General features: G+C 69.3%; 14 protein-coding genes. 6 read left to right on the top strand and 8 right to left on the bottom strand.

All coding sequences use genetic code 11. From position 1 onward, the window contains the following. The first annotated feature begins 24 nt into the window (after positions 1-24). Complete coding sequence (locus ACWEOO_RS11420; protein ID WP_452142860.1) at positions 25-1416, top strand: MFS transporter; 1392 nt, start codon at positions 25-27, stop codon at positions 1414-1416. Here the strand turns inward: ACWEOO_RS11420 and ACWEOO_RS11425 are convergent. After that, complete coding sequence (locus tag ACWEOO_RS11425) at positions 1364-2341, bottom strand: RNA polymerase subunit sigma-70 (RefSeq protein ID WP_452142861.1); 978 nt, start codon at positions 2339-2341, stop codon at positions 1364-1366. The two genes, ACWEOO_RS11420 and ACWEOO_RS11425, sit on opposite strands and share 53 nt — an antisense overlap. Positions 2342-2407: 66 nt before the next feature. Between ACWEOO_RS11425 and ACWEOO_RS11430 the strand changes: the two genes are divergently transcribed. The 3 genes from ACWEOO_RS11430 to ACWEOO_RS11440 all read left to right on the top strand — a co-directional run bounded on the left by ACWEOO_RS11430 (position 2408) and on the right by ACWEOO_RS11440 (position 5854). Beyond that, positions 2408-2806: a DUF4870 domain-containing protein gene (locus tag ACWEOO_RS11430; protein WP_452142862.1), complete on the top strand. Its 399-nt coding sequence runs from the start codon at positions 2408-2410 to the stop codon at positions 2804-2806. A 10-nt stretch (positions 2807-2816) separates the two neighbouring features. After that, positions 2817-3629, top strand: a complete 813-nt coding sequence (locus tag ACWEOO_RS11435; RefSeq protein ID WP_452142863.1) for a phosphotransferase family protein — start codon at positions 2817-2819, stop codon at positions 3627-3629. A 560-nt stretch (positions 3630-4189) separates the two neighbouring features. Beyond that, on the top strand, positions 4190-5854 hold the full coding sequence (locus ACWEOO_RS11440) for a DUF222 domain-containing protein (protein ID WP_452142864.1): 1665 nt from the start codon (positions 4190-4192) through the stop codon (positions 5852-5854). Positions 5855-6518: 664 nt separating this feature from the next. Here ACWEOO_RS11440 and ACWEOO_RS11445 read toward each other — a convergent pair. The 6 genes from ACWEOO_RS11445 to ACWEOO_RS11470 all read right to left on the bottom strand — a co-directional run bounded on the left by ACWEOO_RS11445 (position 6519) and on the right by ACWEOO_RS11470 (position 14365). Continuing rightward, positions 6519-7391, bottom strand: a complete 873-nt coding sequence (locus tag ACWEOO_RS11445; protein ID WP_452142865.1) for an NUDIX hydrolase — start codon at positions 7389-7391, stop codon at positions 6519-6521. Between the two features lie 10 nt (positions 7392-7401). Continuing rightward, positions 7402-9639: a 1,4-alpha-glucan branching protein GlgB gene (gene glgB, locus ACWEOO_RS11450; protein WP_452142866.1), complete on the bottom strand. Its 2238-nt coding sequence runs from the start codon at positions 9637-9639 to the stop codon at positions 7402-7404. A 99-nt stretch (positions 9640-9738) separates the two neighbouring features. Beyond that, entirely contained in the window at positions 9739-11151 is a 1413-nt protein-coding gene (locus ACWEOO_RS11455; protein WP_452142867.1) for a maltokinase N-terminal cap-like domain-containing protein, read from the bottom strand. Then, positions 11152-12873, bottom strand: coding sequence for a maltose alpha-D-glucosyltransferase (treS, locus tag ACWEOO_RS11460; protein WP_452142868.1), 1722 nt, complete (start codon positions 12871-12873; stop codon positions 11152-11154). A 536-nt stretch (positions 12874-13409) separates the two neighbouring features. After that, a complete protein-coding gene (locus tag ACWEOO_RS11465; protein WP_359930273.1) occupies positions 13410-13625 on the bottom strand; it encodes a hypothetical protein in 216 nt (71 codons plus the stop codon). Positions 13626-13639: 14 nt separating this feature from the next. Further along, entirely contained in the window at positions 13640-14365 is a 726-nt protein-coding gene (locus tag ACWEOO_RS11470) for a sunset domain-containing protein (protein WP_452142869.1), read from the bottom strand. A 220-nt stretch (positions 14366-14585) separates the two neighbouring features. Between ACWEOO_RS11470 and ACWEOO_RS11475 the strand changes: the two genes are divergently transcribed. Next, positions 14586-15764 (top strand): RNA-guided endonuclease InsQ/TnpB family protein, encoded by a 1179-nt coding sequence (locus ACWEOO_RS11475; protein ID WP_452143083.1) that lies wholly within the window; start codon positions 14586-14588, stop codon positions 15762-15764. A 37-nt stretch (positions 15765-15801) separates the two neighbouring features. On the opposite strand, the gene arfA is transcribed toward ACWEOO_RS11475, so the two are convergent. Continuing rightward, entirely contained in the window at positions 15802-16902 is a 1101-nt protein-coding gene (gene arfA / locus ACWEOO_RS11480; RefSeq protein ID WP_452142870.1) for a channel-forming protein ArfA/OmpATb, read from the bottom strand. Positions 16903-17126: 224 nt separating this feature from the next. On the opposite strand from arfA, the gene ACWEOO_RS11485 reads away from it, so the two are divergent. Continuing rightward, complete coding sequence (locus ACWEOO_RS11485) at positions 17127-17678, top strand: winged helix-turn-helix domain-containing protein (RefSeq protein ID WP_452142871.1); 552 nt, start codon at positions 17127-17129, stop codon at positions 17676-17678. Positions 17679-17738: the final 60 nt, after the last annotated feature.

Here is a 17738-nt window from a genome sequence, read left to right on the forward strand (position 1 = left end):
GCTCTAAATCCTAGCGTGGCCGGTATGACAACGCTCGAGGAAACCGTCGGCCCCCGCCGGTACGCCGTGCTCGCGATCTGTTGCGCGAGCCTGCTCGTCTCGGTGATGGACATCTCGATCGTGAACATGGCGCTGCCCGCGATCCGCGACGACCTCGGAGCGTCGACGGCCGGCCTGCAGTGGACCGTCGACGCCTACACGCTGGTGCTGGCGAGCTTCCTGCTGCTGGCCGGCTCCAGCGCCGACCGCTTCGGCCGCAAGCGCATGTTCCGCCTCGGGCTGATCGTCTTCGGGCTCGGCTCGCTGCTCTGCAGCCTGGCGCCTGGCATCGAGGCACTGGTCGCCGCCCGCGCCGTGCAGGCGGTCGGCGGCACGATGCTGAACCCGGTCGCGATGGCGATCGTGGTGACGGTCTTCCCGGACCGCGCCGAGCGGGCTCGCGCGATCGGGATCTTCGGCGCGACCGCCGGCCTGTCGCTGGTCCTCGGCCCGATCCTCGGCGGCGCGCTGGTCGACGGCCTCGGCTGGCGCTCGGTCTTCTGGGTCAATCTGCCGATCGTCGCGCTCGCGGTGCTCTTCACCAGCCTGTACGTGCCGGAGTCCCGCGCCGCCCGCGGCCGGCGCTTCGACCCGGTCGGCCAGCTCCTGGTCGTGCTGCTGCTCGGCAGCGTGGTGTCCGCGATCATCGAGAAGAACGCGTGGCGTCCGCCGTTGATCGTCACGGCGGTCGTCGCAGCGGTCCTGCTGATCGCGTACGAGCGACGCCGGGAGGAGCCGCTGCTCGAGCTGCGCCTGTTCCGCAGCATCCCGTTCAGTTCCGCGGTGGTGATCGCGATGTTCGCGTACACCGGGTTCGGCGCGTTCCTGTTCGTCACGACGCTGTACCTGCAGAGCATCCGCGACCTGTCCGCCCTGGACGCGGGTCTGTGCCTGCTCCCCGTCGGCCTGCTGATCACCGTGCTCTCACCGCTCACGGGCCGGGTGGTGGGCGCGCGAGGCCCGCGGCTGCCGCTCGTCGTGGCCGGTACGGCGCTGACGCTCGGCGCGATCGCCTCGCTCGGGATCGGGCCGGCGACCCCGCTGCCGGTCGTGCTCGGGATCTTTCTGCTCTTCGGCGTCTTCCTCGGCACGATCAACCCGCCGATCGCGAACGCGGCAGTGTCCGGCATGCCCGGGTCGATGGCCGGTCTGGCCGGCTCGCTCGCATCGGTCGGCCGGCAGACCGGTACGTCGCTCGGCGTCGCGGTCGCGGGGTCGATCATCGGCAGCGCGACGACCGATCCGCAGCGGTTCGTCCGCGCCGAGCACGTCGTCTGGTGGCCGACGGTCGCGGTCGGCCTCGTCGTACTGGCGCTGGCCCTGTTCAGTACGAGCCGCCGTGCCCATCGGACTGTGCAGGTAGCCCGAAGCGCGTGACGAGATCCGGGTCGCTGAAGACGTGGATGTGCGTCAGACCGGTGCGAGTCGGCGTGAGTACGGCGACGCCGTACGGCTCGCCCTTGAAGTACGCGCCGACCGCGGGCTGGCCGTTCGCGACGATCGGGAGCATCCGCCAGTCGCCGGGGGAGCCGACAGCGGCAGCCAGCACCCGCAGGCACATCACGCGGCCGTCGAACCAGGCCGTCGTACCGACCATCTCGATCGCGGCGTCCGCACGCAGGGCACGTTCGAGCGCCGCGGTGTCGGCGTTCTCGAAGCCGGTGACGTAGTCGTCGAGCAAGGCGCGAGCCACGGGGTCGGTGGGCTCCAGGACCTCGTCCTGCGACGGCGCCGTCTCGTCCAGGCGGGCCCGCGCGCGTTGCAGCGTGCTCTTCACGGCGGCGACCGAGGTGTCGAGCATCGCCGCCACCTCCGCCGCCGGGAACCCGAGCACCTCGCGCAGGATCAGTACGGCGCGCTGCTTGGGCGGCAGGTACTGCAGGGCAGCGATCAGCGCCAGCCTCAGACTCTCCCGCAGCGTGACGATCGACGCGGGATCGGCAGCGACGAGCGACTCGGCGATCGGCTCCATCCAGGCGGTCCCGTCCGGCTCGGCCGGCGGCGGGGCGGCGAGATCTGTACTCGGCGCGGCGATCCCCGACGGCAGCGCGCGGCGGCGACGTTGCTCGAGCGCGGTCAGGCACACGTTGGTCGCGATGCGGTACAGCCAGACCCGCACCGACGACCTGCCCTCGAACTCGCCCCACGACCGCCAGGCCCGCAGGTACGTCTCCTGCACCGCGTCCTCGGCCTCGTGCACCGACGCGAGCATCCGGTAGCAGTGCGCCAGCAACTCCCTGCGGAACGGCTCGGTCACCCCGAACTCACCCATCACCACTCCCTGGCTCGTCACCGCCGCCATCGCCCGTTCCTTTCGTTGCAGCTCTGTCACCGGTACAGACCGAGAACTCCGCGAAAAGGAATCGGTGTGCTTGACTTGAGTATGGCTACGCCGAACGCCGGGCCGCCGCTGTCGGCCTCGGAAGAGCGGACGTGGGCGATGGTCGCGCACATCGGGGTGCTGGTCGCGGCCTGGTTCGCGATGGGGTTCCTGTGCCCGTTGATCATCTGGCTGGTGTTCCGGTACCGCTCGGACTTCGTCCGCCGGCACGCGGTGGAGTCGCTGAACTTCCAGATCTCGCTGCTGATCTACTCCGCGGTCGCGGCCGTGCTGATCTTCGTCACGTTCGGGCTCGGGGTGCTGATCGTCGTACCGCTGGTGGCCATCGGCGCGGTCGTGGCGCTGGTGGTGATCATCCTCGCGACGGTCGCCGCCTCCGGCGGGAACGACTACAGGTACCCCTTGACGATTCGTTTCGTCCGTTAGGGTCGGCCCGGTGGAGCTCATCGGGCAAGGCATGGAAGGCGCCGTCTACGACCTCGGCGACGGGACGGTCCGCAAGATCTGGTTCGACCGGCGGCCGGAGGACGTCCGGCCGTTGCAGGCGTTCCTGGACGAGCTGCCGGAGCTGCCGTTCCGGACACCGCGGATCCGGGAGGTCACCGCGGGGGAGGACGGGCTGGCGATCAGCGTCGAGGACAAGCTGACCGGCGTCCCGCTGCACGAGGCCGGGCTGCCTGAAAAGGTCGCCGTGGACGCTTTCGTCTCGGTCGTCGAGGCGTTGGGTGCCACGCCACCAGGCCCGGCCGGCACGTCGCTTCCCGTCCTCAACCAGCCGTTCTGGGAGGGATCCTGGGGCGAGAGCCTCGCCGCGTTGGTACGCCGCCGCGCCGACGCCGCGGGCGTTCACCTAGCGCGCGACGTACCCGATTTCCCCGACCTGCTGGACAAGGTGCTGGCCGAACTTGCCGAGCTCGAGGGCGGGCTCAGTGTGGTGCACGGCGACATCTGCCCGCCGAACGTTCTGATGGACGGCACGCAGGTGGCGGCGGTGCTCGATTGGGGTTTCTTGTCCACAGCAGGTGACAACACCTTCGAGGCTTCCTTGGCGGCCGGCTTCTTCGACATGTACTCACCCGAAGCCCGCCGCCTGGACGACCTCCTGACCAACCGATTCGCAGAGCTGGGCCACGACCGGCACCGAATGCGCGTCTACCGCAAGGCCTACGCAATCATCACCGCAACCATCTACGACGAAAACGCCACCGACGGCCACTACACCTGGTGCGTCAGCCAGCTCACCAGGTAGCTCGCGCCCCTGCAAGAAAGAACAAAGAAAGAGATAGAGGGGACTTGGGTGCCTGGCAGGGATCGGCAGTCCGCCGGCGGTCCGCGTGTCCTGACCTGCCGCCGAGCGCCGGGGGGCGTCCCGAGCCCTGCGGCCGGTCATCGAGGACCCTGAAAGTGCAGGAGTGCGTGTCTGGGGCCGACCGGCATCAAGTGGTTCATGGACCAGCTCTGGATCCGGTGGGCCTGAGGGGTGCCGGGTTCGTCCTGCTACTCAGGCCTGCCGGGCCGGTGGCAGCGGCTGGGAAGTCCTCGGGACGCCGACGTGGCTGGCTGCGTGTTGACTTCCACCAGTGGTTCGCGGTCGGACTCGACGACGTCTGCGCGACCGTCGACCCGACCTGAGCGCAGGTGGTGATGTGTGGATGGTGGCGCGGACGGAGCGGGTGCTGTCGTACGCGGCCGTGGGCGCCGAGCCCAGTGTCGGCCGGGGTGTTTGCTGGGTGTGGGCCCACGAAAAGCCCACAAAATAAGGGGATTCCGGCTCGGAAACTGTCGGTGGGACCGTCTAGAGTCGATGCCATGGAACTCCTGGGCGAACGGCCGGCGTGGTCGATGGGTGGCGGCGAACTGCTGTCCACTCTCGACACGCTGGAGGCCGAGCTCGCTCGCCTGGAGTCGTACCGGTTGAGCGTGATCGCCGCGATCGAATCCACCGGGTACGCCGAGGAGCTCGGGGCCCGCGACACTGCTGAGCTGCTGCGTTTCCGGTACCGCCTGGATGCCCCGATCGCCCGCCGTACCCTGCGCCTCGCCCAGACCGCCACGCAGTATCCCGCCGTGTCCGACGCCCTCGAACGGACCGCCTCCTCCGCAACCACCGACGAACCCGACGACGGTGGATCCGACGCCACTGCCGACACCACTGCCGACGGCACCGGCGCGGCTGAGGGCGCGGCTGAAGCTGGCGTGGGTGGTGGGTGGTTGCTGCGGCCGGCGCAGGCGGCCGCCATCGTGTTCGGCCTCGACCGGGTCCGGTCCCGGGTCCCGGTCGAGCAGCTCGACGCGGCCGCGGAGCAGCTGGTTGGGCTGGCCGGTCACCTGTCGGCCGGCGAGCTGCGGACGGCCACAAAGGAGATCGCCGACTTGCTGGACTCCGACGGCCCCGAGCCCGAGGAACAGAAGGCGTATGAACGGGAGTCGTTGACGTTCTCGGCTGCGGACAACGGGGTGAAGTTCAAGGGTTTCCTGGCCAACGAAAACGCCGAACTCCTCCGCGCCGTTGTCCATGCCGGAGCCCGCCCGCACAAGACCGTCGACGGCGAACACGACCCCCGCACCCGCGACAAGCGCCAAGCCGACGCCCTGTCCACCGCCCTGAGCGTTGCCGCCGCCGCATGGGACACCCACACCGGCCCCACCGCAGGCACTGCAGGCACTGCAGGCACTGCAGGCATCGCAGGCATCGCAGGCACCGCAGGCACCACGGACGCCGCAGGCACCGCGGGCACCACGGACGGCGCGGACGGCGCGGGCACCGCAGGCCGCGCAGGTGCAGGGGTCGCCGCGGGCGCGGGCACGGGTGGTCAGGTCGCCGGGTACGGCGCCAAGGCCAACATCACCGTCACGATCGACCTGGACGACCTCAAAGCCGCCACCGCCGACGCGATCGGGCGCACCGTCTACAGCGACGGGCTATCGGCCGCCACGATCCGGCGCCTGGCCTGCGACGCAAACATCATCCCGCTGGTGCTCGGCTCGAACTCCGAACCCCTCGACGTCGGGCGCCTCGAACGCCTGGTCACCAAGGCGATGCGCCGCGCCCTGAACGCCCGCGACCGCGGCTGTGTGGTCTGCGGAGCGCCGCCGATCATGTGCGACGCTCACCACCTGATTTCCTGGCTTGACGGCGGCGAAACCAAAGTCTCGAACCTGGCTTTGCTCTGCCGTCGTCACCACGTCGACCTGCACAACGGCCACTGGCAGATCCGCATCACCAACGGCATCGTTCACGTCGCCCGCCCAAGCTGGGCGGAGCCCTCACCTACCCTCACCGCCGCCAGGCGCACGGCACCGCCGCACGCCCACCCAGCCGGCCTCGATGTGCGCTTGAGCGAGTCCGAATCCACCGCGCCCGGTCCGTGGGCGCCCGAGGACATCGCAGTGGAGAGCGTCGCTGACCGCTCTCGATGGCGGGCAGACGAAGCTGCCCTCCAGCAAGCGGCCGCCTTCGCAGCCACCGGTTGAAGCCGGACAACACAACAACCTCCTACCCGGCGGGCATGCGGGTGGGCCCGTTGTGCTGCGGCGGACAGCAAAGTGGGGCGGTCGTCGACGACAACGGCGCAGCCAAGTTCCACGCGGCCTCCTACCCGCGGCGCGCACACCCGCAGCGCTGCTGTTCGTGTCAGGTGACCGGAATCCTTCAAGGCACCTGCGGCAAGGTATGGCTCGTCCTGGCGCCCAGACCGAGCCAGTGAAGCAACCGCCTGCTCGGCAGACGACCTGCCTGGCTCGTCGCCCTCTGCCGGCCACACGCACCCCCGCGTGTTGCGGCTGCCGGTTTGTCTTCTGCCGCTCGTGCGAGCGCGGAACCCGCCCGCTACAAAGGCGGAACCGGGGGTGCCGCGAGGGCGGAACCGGGGTGCTCGCGGGGTCGGGTGGTGGAGCGGCGTGCACGCAGCGGTCCCACTTTGGCCGGTGCTGGCTACCTGGTCGTTTCGGATTTTGGGAGTTGATGGAGGGTGTTAGGGGCCGAGAGGTGCAACGAGGGCGTCGGTCAGCAGGACGAGGCTGCTGATCAGGGACGCGCTCAATCGCGCAGGCAAACCTACGGCTGACCGTCGAAGCCAGCCACTACTACAAATCTCTTTCCTTAGGTCTTCCCTGAAAGGCCTGCTTGAGGCCCTGCTCACGGTGTGATCGGGGAGCCGTTGCTGAGGTTGTGGAGTTCGTTGGGCGCGGCCAGGATCATCGGTAGGCGGCGGGCGTTGAGAGGCGAGACCAGGCCTGCGAGCTCGTCCGGCGCGTGCCAGGAGATCGACCGGATCTCGAAGCCGTCAGGTCGCAGCCGGTCGATCAGCGACGGGTCGTGGACGCCGCCGTCGTACAGGATCTCGACCGCGTCGCCCCAGCCCTCCCACCGCGGCAGCCAGTCGATCGCGAGGATGCCGAGCAGCGGTAGCGCCGTACCGAGCTCTTCCTCCATCTCCCGGGATGCACCAGTCGCCGGGTCCTCGTCCGGCTCGACCACTCCGCCGGGCAGCTCCAGGTCCTTCTTGTAGCTGACCTGGCACAGCAGCACTCGTCCACCGGTGTCGCGGACGACGACGTGCGCGATCACCCGCTTCTTCGGCAGCGCCGAATCCATCAACGCGGTCCAGCCCGTCACCGTGTCCGGACGCGGATCGTCGACGCGCATGCCGTACACGGCCACGTCGCGGCGCTCTCCCTCCACCAGCGCGGCCCCGCGCAGCACGCCCTCGCGCCGGAAACCGGACCGGATCGCGACCCGGGCGGAGGAATGCAACTCCACGTCGACCTCGACCTGCAGCCGCTCCAGACCGAGCTCACCGAACGCGTACTCGCTCAGCAACCGCAGCGCCCGCTGCGCCAGCTCCGTGCCGCCGTCGAGAGCCCAGACCACCAGGCCGGCACCCGGCGTGGTCCGCCGGACCTCGACGGTGCCGACCGGCTGCCCGTTCTCGACGTCGAACCTGACGACCACCTCGTCGTCGAGCGCGAGTCGCAGCGTCAGTTCACCATCGGTCAGCGGAGCGGTCACGCCGTGAACGCTACCCGGTAAACCGCAGGTACACCGTCGCCAGGGGTGGTACGGACAGCTCAGCGCTGCTCTCCAGCCCGTGCCACGGCGTGCCGTTGGCCTCCACCGCGCCGAAGTTGCCCACACCGGACCCGCCGTACGACGTGGCGTCGGTGTTGACGACCTCCTCCCAGCGGCCGGCGTACGGCAGGCCGAGCCGGTAGCCGTGGTGCGGGATCGCCGAGAAGTTCGCGATGCACGCCACGGCCGACTGACCCCCTGAGTCGTCAGGGCCGTACCGGACGAAGGAGAACACGTTGTTGCCGGCGTCGTTCGCGTCGATCCAGCTGAACTTCTCCGCGTCGTGGTCGGTCGCCCAGAACGCCGGGTTGTCCTTGTAGACGCGGTTCAGGTCGCGGACCAGGTCCTGCAGGCCCTGGTGGTCGCTGTGGTCCAGCAGCCACCAATCCAGCTCGCCCTTCTCCGACCACTCCGACTCCTGACCGAACTCGCACCCCATGAACAGCAGCTGCTTGCCCGGGTGCGCCCACATCATCGCCAGGTACGCGCGCAGGTTCGCCAGCTGCTGCCAGCGGTCGCCCGGCATCTTCCGCAGCAGTGAGCCCTTGCCGTGCACGACCTCGTCGTGGGACAGCGGGAGGACGAAGTTCTCGGAGTAGGCGTACATCATCGAGAACGTCATCTCGTGGTGGTGGAACTGCCGGTGCACCGGCTCGTGCTCCAGGTAGCGGAGCGAGTCGTTCATCCAGCCCATGTTCCACTTGAAGCCGAACCCGAGCCCGCCGAGGTGCGTGGCCCGGGTGACGCCCGGCCAGGACGTCGACTCCTCGGCCACCGTGATGACACCCGGTACCCGCTTGTAGAGCGTCGCGTTCATCTCCTGCAGGAACGAGACGGCCTCCAGGTTCTCCCGGCCGCCGTACTGGTTCGGCACCCACTGCCCGTCGGAGCGTGAGTAGTCCAGGTAGAGCATCGAGGCGACCGCGTCCACCCGCAGGCCGTCGATGTGGAACTCCTCGGCCCAGTAGATCGCGTTCGCCACCAGAAAGTTCCGCACCTGCGGACGGCCGAAGTCGAAGACCAGCGTGCCCCAGTCGGGCTGCTCGCCGCGGCGCGGGTCCGGGTGCTCGTACAGCGGCGTGCCGTCGAACCGGGCCAGCGCCCAGGCGTCCTTCGGGAAGTGCGCCGGCACCCAGTCCACGATCACGCCGATCCCGGCCTGGTGCAGCCGGTCGACCAGGAACCGGAACTCGTCGGGGTCGCCGAAGCGCGACGTCGGCGCGAAGTACGACGTCACCTGGTAGCCCCACGAGCCGCCGAACGGGTGTTCCATCACCGGCATGAACTCGACATGGGTGAAGCCCATCTCGTTGACATAGGCAACGAGCTCGTCGGCCAGCTCGCGGTACGACCTCCCCTTGCGCCACGAGCCGAGATGCACCTCGTACACGCTCATCGGCTCGGCGTACGCCTGCGCCGCGGCGCGCCGCTCGATCCACGCGGCGTCGTCCCACTCGTACGTCGACTCGTGCACGACCGACGCGTTCGCCGGGGGAGTCTCGGCCAGGTTCGCCATCGGGTCGGCCTTCTGCCGCCAGACGCCGTCGCGGCCGCAGATGTCGAACTTGTACCGCGTCCCCGGGCCGATGCCGGGCACGAACAGCTCCCACACGCCGGAGGAGCCGAGCGACCGCAGCGGATGCGCCCGGCCGTCCCAGAAGTTGAAGTCGGCGGTCAGCCGGATGCCCTGCGCGTTCGGCGCCCAGACCGCGAACGACGTACCGGTGACGGCGCCGCCCGGGCCCTCGTAGCGGCGGACGTGGGCGCCGAGCACGGTCCACAGCTGCTCGTGACGGCCTTCGCCGATCAGGTGCAGGTCGACCTCGCCGAGCGACGGGAGGTACCGGTACGGGTCGTCGACCTCGGTCGCGGGGCCGTCGGTGTAGGTGACCTCGAGCCGGTAGTCCGGGACCTTGTCGAGGTCCAGGACGCCGACCCAGACGCCGTCGTGCTCGTGCCGCAGGTCGAGGCGCTGCCCGTCGTACAGCACCGTCACGCTGTTCGCGTACGGACGGAGCGCGCGGACGGTGACGCCGTGCTCGCCGAGATGCGGGCCGAGCACCTGATGGGGATCGTGGAACGTGCCGGCGACCAGCCGCTCGAGGTCGGTCCGGCTGACCGGAACCGCTGTCACCACAGGCTTGTCGGCCGACACCACCGGCTCCTCAAAAGCTTCACGCTCTCCCATAAGCCCCATCCTGCCCGATCACGTCGTCGTACACGGCACCCCGTACCCGTCGACTCCCGAAGTACACAAACCCAGTCGGTCAGCGCCCAGATTCGGGGTCTAGCGTTCGGCCAACTGTGCGGCCGCCGACAGCGGGATCTGCAGCCAGGTAGGCCGGTTGCGGGCCTCGTAGAGGACCTCGTAGATCACCTTGTCGGCGAGGAACGCGTTCAGCAGCACGTGCTGGCCGCGCGGGTCGGTGCCCGCCACCTCGGCGTACCCGTCGCAGAAGGCCTGCTGGTTGCGCGTCGCCCACTCGGCCGCGCGGTACGCGATCTGCTGGTCGCCCTGGTGGTCTTCCAGCAGCGACCGGGCCGCGTAGTCGAACGAGCGCAGCATCCCGGCGATGTCCTTCACCGGGGTGTCCAGCGCCCGGCGCTCGACCAGCGACTTGGCCGGCTCGCCCTCGAAGTCGATCAGCTTCCAGCCCTCGATCGTGCGCAGTACCTGACCCAGGTGGTAGTCGCCGTGGATCCGCTGCACGGTCACCGGCTGGTCGTAGGCCGCGAGCGCGTCGAACCACCGGCCGAGACCGTCGCGGTAGGGCTGCAGGTCCGGGATCACCGAGGCCGCGTGGTCCAGTCGCCGGTGCATCGCGTTCGCGTGCTCGACCAGCTTGGCCGGCTCCCAGACGTCGGTGCCGAGCGCCTTCGCCAGCTCCGAATGCACCTGCGCCGTGCTCGCGCCGAGCCGGTGCGACTCCGGCGCGAAGTCACCGCCGACCTCCTCGGCGTGCAGGTCGGCCTCGGCGTACAGGTCCCGCACCGACGAGGTCGCGAACGACCAGCCGTCGGTCGAGTTGTTCTGGAACGCCGTCATCATCGCCAGCTCGCCGCTGTCGGTGCCGCCGCCCGCGCGCGGCCACCTGCCGCGCGCCGACCCCAGCACCTCCGGGACCAGCTCGGACCCGGCCTCGGTGAGCGCCGACTCGATCTCGACCCCGGGGTTGCTCCCGGGCTCGAGCCGGCGGAACACCTTCAGCAACGCCACGTCGCCGAACACCAGCGACGTGTTGCTCTGCTCCACGGTGAGGACCAGGGACTGTGCGTCCGGCGGCACCTCGACGTGGTGGTCCGGCGCCTGGACGGGATGGAACTCCAGCCCGTCCAGCTGCCGTCCGTGCGTCAGCCCGTCCAGCCAGTACGGCGTCGCTTCCTTGTCGTGCAGCGCGTCGTACACCCAGACCTCGGTGTCGCCAAGGTCCGGCTCGACCCACTCGCCGACCAGCGCGTGGCCGAGGTTCTCGACCGGTGCGTGGTGGTAGCTGAGCGGCAGCTGGTACACCCGGATCGGGATCTCGATCCCGGGCGGACCCGCACAGTAGACGAACCCGATCCGGACCGCGGGCCAGGCGTCCGTGTCCGACAGCCAGGCCGAGGTGGCCATCGCTTCGACATGAACGTCGTGTCCCTTCTCGCCGAACCACCTCTGGCCCGCGCAGAAGGACTGGACCTGGTCCAGATGGGAAGTCACTTAAATGCTCTCCTCGTGGTTATCCGGCTTCGCCACCGGCAGCCGGAACCAGTAGAAACCGTGGGCACCGAGGGTCAGGAGGTAGGGCAGTTCCCCGATCGTGGGGAAGTGCACACCACCGAGAAGTTCGACCGGCTCGACGCCCTGCCACTGCCGCAGGTCCAGCTCGATGGGCTGCGGGAACCTGGACAGGTTGTTCACGCACAGCACCACGTCGTCGCCGAACTCCCGGACGTACGACAGCACGCTCGGGTTGGAGCCGCCCAGGTCGGTGAAGGTGCCCATACCGAACGACGGGTGCTGCTTGCGGGTCTGGATCATCCGCCGGGTCCAGTGCAGCAGCGACGAGGCGTTCTCCATCTCGGCCTCGACGTTCACCGCCTGGAAGCCGTAGACGGGGTCCATGATCACCGGCAGGCTGAGCTTGCCCGGCGTCGCGGTGGAGAACGAGGCGTTGCGGTCCGGCGACCACTGCATCGGGGTCCGGACGCCGTCGCGGTCGCCCAGCCAGATGTTGTCGCCCATGCCGATCTCGTCGCCGTAGTACAGGATCGGGGAGCCGGGCAGGCTGAGCAGCAGCGCGGTGAACAACTCCATCTTGTTGACGTCGTTGTCCAGCAGCGGTGCGAGCCGGCGGCGGATGCCGATGTTGGCCTTCATCCGCGGGTCCTGCGCGTACTCGCCCCACATGTAGTCGCGATCCTCGTCGCTGACCATCTCGAGCGTCAGCTCGTCGTGGTTGCGCAGGAAGATGCCCCACTGGCAGGTGTCCGGGATCTCCGGTGTCTGGGCCAGGATCTCCGAGATCGGGAACCGCGACTCGCGGCGCACGCCCATGAAGATGCGCGGCATCACGGGGAAGTGGAACGCCATCTGGCACTCGTCGCCGCCGGAGTCGCGGTCGCCGAAGTACTCGACCACGTCGGCCGGCCACTGGTTCGCCTCGCAGAGCAGGACGCGGTCCTCGTAGTTCGCGTCCACCTCCTTGCGGACCCGCTTCAGGAACTCGTGGGTACGCGGCAGGTTCTCGCAGTTGGTGCCGTCGGTCTCGAACAGGTACGGCACCGCGTCCAGGCGGAAACCGTCCACGCCGCGGTCCAGCCAGAACTTCAGCGCCTCGATCATCGCGTCGCCGACGGCCGGGTTCTCGAAGTTCAGGTCCGGCTGGTTCGAGTAGAACCGGTGCCAGAAGTACTGCCCGCGGACCGGGTCCCAGGTCCAGTTCGAGGACTCGGTGTCGACGAAGATGATGCGCGCGTCGGAGTACAGCTCGTCGGTGTCGGACCAGACGTAGAAGTCGCCGTACGGACCGTCCGGATCCTCCCGCGACGCCTGGAACCAGGGGTGCTGGTCCGAGGTGTGGTTCATGACGAAGTCGACGATCACCCGGATGCCGCGGGCGTGCGCCTGGTTGAGGAACTCCTCGAACTCGGGCACGGTGCCGATCTCCGGCATCACGTTGGTGTAGTCGGAGATGTCGTACCCGCCGTCGCGCAGCGGCGACGGATAGAACGGGGGTAACCAGAGACAGTCGACGCCGAGCCACTCGAGATAGTCGAGTTTCTCGGTCAGGCCCTGCAGGTCGCCGATGCCGTCGGCGTTCGAGTCCTTGAAGGACCGCACGAGGACCTCGTAGAAGACGGCCCGCTTGAACCACAGCGGGTCACTCTTCGTCAGTCCGTGGTGCTGCTCCGGCAGCATGTCGGTCACGCTCACCTCCATCGGGTGTCTCCAAACCTAGCGGTACTGCGGCTGGCACTGCTGCGCGCCGCCACGACGTGACGACGCTGTGTGGACTCGGACGGACATGCACTTGTCCTCGTACCCCGTTGCGGCAAGGTTAAAAGGAGGAACTGCGCGTGGGTCCGGACGACTCCGGTGATGTGGTGACGCCGTGGGTCGGACGGTCCCGCAAGGCGTTGCGCACAGTCTGACGGCCCTTCGGCAGTACAAGCAAATAGGGCTCGCGATCCGGTCCTGCTGCGATTCGATGACGACCCGCGGCCGTCAGCGACGACGCCCTTCGTTCTGCCTCTCGGCCCCCTGATCCCGCCGGATCCGCCCACCCCCACGCCACAACCGAGGCCGCCGCTGCACCGCCCCCTTGGCGTCCGCAACCCCCCGCCGAGGATCCTTCTCCGCCAGCACTTCCGCAGCCGTCATCACCTTGTCCGGCTCCAACGCCTCCGGCTTGCCGGGCTCCGCCGCACCCTCTTCCACCGAACCGGTCACGGTTCGATCGTAGGACTGTGCTGGGGTCAGTTTTCCGGGATGTCCACGTCGACGACGAGTTGGTCGGGGGCGCCGGATTCGGCTACTGCGCGGGTGATCTGGGTGCGGAGATCTTCGAGGGAGGCCTCGCGGGTTTCGCCTTCGCCGGAGACGAAGATGTCCGGGGTGAGGGCGGCCTCGGCGATCCAGGTGCCGTCCTCGTCCTGGGCGGCGATGTAGGGCAGGTGGAGTTGGTGTCGCACGGTGTCTCCCGGGGTCATCCGCGCGGGTCCGCGGCCTTGCGCGGACGGCGCGCGTACTTGGTGAAGCCGGCTCGCTCGGCGTCGGCCTCGGTGCGGAACCAGACCTCGGGCTTGGTCCGGCCGTAGTACGGCGAATCAGGCGTGTGGAAGAGCATCGACTGCGCGTTCCCCTTGATCGTGAACCCGTCCGGCGGCCCCTGATGCGGCACCGCGTCGGCCGAGCCCTCGCCGTACCTTCCCGCCGGTACGACGGCCGCGTCGCCCGCGCCCGTCTCCGCGCCCGGCTGGATGTGGTCGAACAGCGTCGGCTCCCCGTCCATCAACTGCGAGAACTCCGCCCGCTTCTCCGGCGCCCGAACGGCGGCCGGTGCGTCGGCACGCGGCCCCTCCGCGGCAGACAGTTCCGCCGCCGCGGGCGACTCGCCACCGGCGGACGGCTCCTGGGCGCCAGGCGGCGTGCTGCCGGCGGACGGCTCGTGGGCTGCGGACGGCTCATGCGCTGCAGGCGGGTCCTGGGCGCCCGGCGGTTCGTGGGCTGCGGGTGTGGGGATCGGCTCGGGTGCGGCCGGGCCCGGCTGGGGTGGTGCCGGCGCAGGTGCTGTTGGTGCGGGGGCGTCGGCTGTGGGGATCGGGGGAGTGGCGGTGGCGGGGCGGCGGTCCAGGAGGTACCAGGTGATGCCGGCGCCCAGGAGGAAGGCGAGCAGGGAGCCGATCCAGTTGTCGCGGAGGAGCCAGCTCATCGGCGGGCTCCTCTCGCCGGCGTGCGGACCAGGCGGTGCAGCAGCCAGGCGGCTGTGCTGCCCAGGACGAACGCGACCAGCAGCAGAATCCAGGTCTCGGCGATCAGCCAGCTCATCAGTTCCCCCGGTGGGGACGACGGTGTCCTCCGAAGGGGAGAGGCATTCGGACAGAGCAGGAGTGCACCACGAATTGTCGGCTGTGCATGGAAGGATTCCTTTCGTGTCCAGGTACCGTCTTGCACCGGCTCCACAACAGGAAGATTTGCTTCTGGAGCAATGCAAGCATGCGCGGTACGTGTGGAACCTCGCGCGCGAGCAGTGGTCGATGTGGCAGCCGGGCAGGCGTGCCAATCCACCCGGGTACTTCGAGCAATCTCGCCAATTGACCGAAGCCAGGGCCGAGAACGCATGGCTGCGGGCTGGATCGCAGACTGTGCAGCAGGAGGCGCTGCGAGACTTCCGGCAGGCTGTGACCCATTTCCTGGCGAAGACGCACGGCCGCCCGACCTGGCGAAGAGCCGGTGTGCACGAGGGATTCCGAGTGGTCGGGCCACAGGCCCGGCGAGTTCAGCAGGTCAGCAGGAAGTGGGGTCGGGTGCTCGTTCCGAAGGTCGGATGGGTCCGATTCCGGCTGGCCAAGGCACTGCCCGACGCGAAGTCGTACAGAATTACACGTGATCGTGCGGGACGGTGGCACATCGCGTTCACGAGGATCCCGGACCACGTTCCCGGGCCAGGATCCGGTGAGGTTGTCGGAATCGATCGAGGTGTCGTGGTGTCGGCGGCGCTGTCCACCGGTGAACTGCTGACCGTCCCAGGTCTCCGGAGCGGCGAGCGGACACGGTTGCGGCGCCTGCAACGCAGGATGGCTCGGGCAAGGCGCGGATCGAACCGGCGCGCGAAACTGCGAGCCACGATTGCCAGGCTGAAGGCTCGTGAGACCGATCGGCGGAAGAACTGGGTGGAGCAGACTTCCACCGATCTGGCACGCAGGTTCGACACGATCCGGGTCGAGGACCTGCACATCGCCCAGATGACTCGATCCGCCAAGGGGACGGCCGACCAGCCGGGCCGGAACGTCGCTCAGAAAGCCGGTCTGAATCGAGGTATCCTCGCCAGCGCCTGGGGCCTCCTCGTGACTCGCTTGGAGCACAAAGCGCCGGGACGGATCGAGAGGATCAGTCCTGCGTACACCAGTCAGACATGTTCGCGGTGCGGGATCGTGGACCGGGAGGCACGCGAGAGCCAAGCTGCCTTCCGATGCCGGTCCTGCGGTCACACCGCGAATGCCGACGTGAACGCGGCGGTGAACATCGCGGCCGGACGGGCCGTGGCAGCACGCAGAGACCCGTTGTCGGGGTCTGAGAAGCGTGAACCTCAACTCGCTACCTCCGCGTAGCACGGTTAGAAATCCCGGCCCCAGGACCGGGAGGACGTCAATTCCCCTGCACTGCTCGGATCTCGGCGCGGCGGTTCGCGACCCGCCCGGCGCCGGTGGCGTTGGAAGCGATCGGGAACGCCTCGCCGTACCCGTGCGCGAGGATCCGGTCCGCGCGCACCCCGAGCCGCACCAGCTCGGCCTTCACCGCGGCGGCCCGGCGCTCGGACAGCGGCAGGCTGGTCGCGGCGGAGCCGAGGTCGTCGGTGTGACCGGCCACCTCGACACGCACCGTCTGGCACGACTTCAGGACGGCGGCGGCCTTCACCACGGAGGGCTTGGACGCGTCGTTCACGATCGACGTACCGGACAGGAAGTTGATCCGGTACTCCCGGCTGAACGCGGCCAGCCGGCTCTGGAAGGTACGGCAGGGCTCGCTGAGCGCGGTCTTCGGCGGCGCCGGCAGCTCCAGCTCGTCCGCGATCACCGCGCCCGGAACGGCCGTCGCGGCGGCCCGGGCGATGGTGGCCTTGGTCGCCTGGTCCGGCACCTGACCGGACAGCGTCACGGTCTCCCCGTCGTACCGCACCGAGGCGTCGCCGCTCCCGATCGCGAGCGCGCGCAGCAACGCGGTCAGCGCCGACGCGCCGGCCAGCCCGTTCGCGGCGTCGATGGTCGTGCGGTCGTCGTACTCACGGTCCGGACCGAGCACCTGCTCGACCTCGGCACGGATCCCGTCCTTGACCGCCTGGCTCTGCACCGGCGCCTGCACCCGGATCGACCGGTCCGTCCGCCCGACCTCGAACGCCGGTACGTCGGAAGGCCGCGGCGCACTGCTGCTCGCGGGCGCGCTAGGAGTCGGCGTGCTGCCGGAGCTGTTCTCGACCGCGACCGATCGGACGCCGTCGACCCCGGCCACGATCTCCCGGACCACGGCCGGATCGACCCCGGACGGCACGATGATCCGCGCGCTCCGGCCGTCGAAGTCGACGGAGCCGGCCTCGATACCGCGGGCCTTGAGCGCGGCCTCGGTACGCTCGCGGAGATCGTCTTCGGTGGTGCCGGCGCGCGCCGGAATCAGCACAGCGGTCAGCAGCACAGGTACTGCGAGGGCCGCGAGTAACCAGATGACGAGCGGCCGCCGAACCAGACCGGGCACTGTTCCTCCGTGGATGCGGTCAGAGTGGCCGTGCCCGAGGAGACTACTCCGCCACCCTTGCCGAGCGCACACCCATCGGGGGAGCGTCGCAGGTTTTCCTGTCCTGTCTCGGACAGGACGCATATGTGCCAGCCTGCCGCGCAGTGAATCCCTTGACTTAGTTCGGGGCGTGAACCGTACTTATGGCGGGTCGTTTCGACTGGGAGGGGCTTCCTGTGTTGGCGATGGCTGGTAAGTCAGCGGACAGACCGTCCGACTCTTCGTTGATCATCGGCGTAGCCGCGACCACGGCCGAGCGCGTTCAGTTGGCCCGTCTGCTGGGTGAGGCCGACGCGCTGCTGCTGGTGTCGAACGCCGACCAGGCGCGCGCGTTCCTGGACCTGACCGGTGTCGCGGTGGCTCCCAGCGCCGCGGTTGCCGTACCGGCCGTCGCGGCGCCTGCGACTGCGGAGCGGCGGATCCAGGCGGTCCGGGCCCCCGAGCCGGTCGCCGGGCTGCGCCTCGACGTCGACCGCCGGGTGGTCCGCTGGAAGGACCGTGAGATGCCGTTGACCCGGCTGGAGCACGACTTCCTGCACTGCCTGGTGGCGGAACCCGGCCGGGTGTGGACGTACCAGCGTCTGCACCACGCGGTCTGGGGCAACGAGCACCTCGGCCGCGGCTCGCACATCCACTCGGTCGTCAAACGCCTCCGCCAGAAACTCGCCAACCTCGGCGCCACGGTCACCATCCACGCCGTCCGCGGCGTCGGCTTCCACCTCCTCCCCGCCACCTGACCGCCCCTGGTTGTCGTGCTGGTCGCGGTGGCGGTCCGCGTTCCGGGCCCGCTGTGCGTG

Source organism: Kribbella sp. NPDC004138, from assembly GCF_053603655.1.

What these genes read in the sequence shown, in the direction of transcription:
- ACWEOO_RS11470 (WP_452142869.1), bottom strand. Translation starts at nt 14,365, where the DNA reads ATGAGCTGGCTCCTCCGCGACAACTGGATCGGCTCCCTGCTCGCCTTC.
- ACWEOO_RS11420 (WP_452142860.1), top strand. Translation starts at nt 25, where the DNA reads ATGACAACGCTCGAGGAAACCGTCGGCCCCCGCCGGTACGCCGTGCTC.
- ACWEOO_RS11485 (WP_452142871.1), top strand. Translation starts at nt 17,127, where the DNA reads ATGGCTGGTAAGTCAGCGGACAGACCGTCCGACTCTTCGTTGATCATC.
- treS (WP_452142868.1), bottom strand. Translation starts at nt 12,873, where the DNA reads ATGGAGGTGAGCGTGACCGACATGCTGCCGGAGCAGCACCACGGACTG.
- glgB (WP_452142866.1), bottom strand. Translation starts at nt 9,639, where the DNA reads ATGGGAGAGCGTGAAGCTTTTGAGGAGCCGGTGGTGTCGGCCGACAAG.
- ACWEOO_RS11440 (WP_452142864.1), top strand. Translation starts at nt 4,190, where the DNA reads ATGGAACTCCTGGGCGAACGGCCGGCGTGGTCGATGGGTGGCGGCGAA.
- ACWEOO_RS11425 (WP_452142861.1), bottom strand. Translation starts at nt 2,341, where the DNA reads ATGGCGGCGGTGACGAGCCAGGGAGTGGTGATGGGTGAGTTCGGGGTG.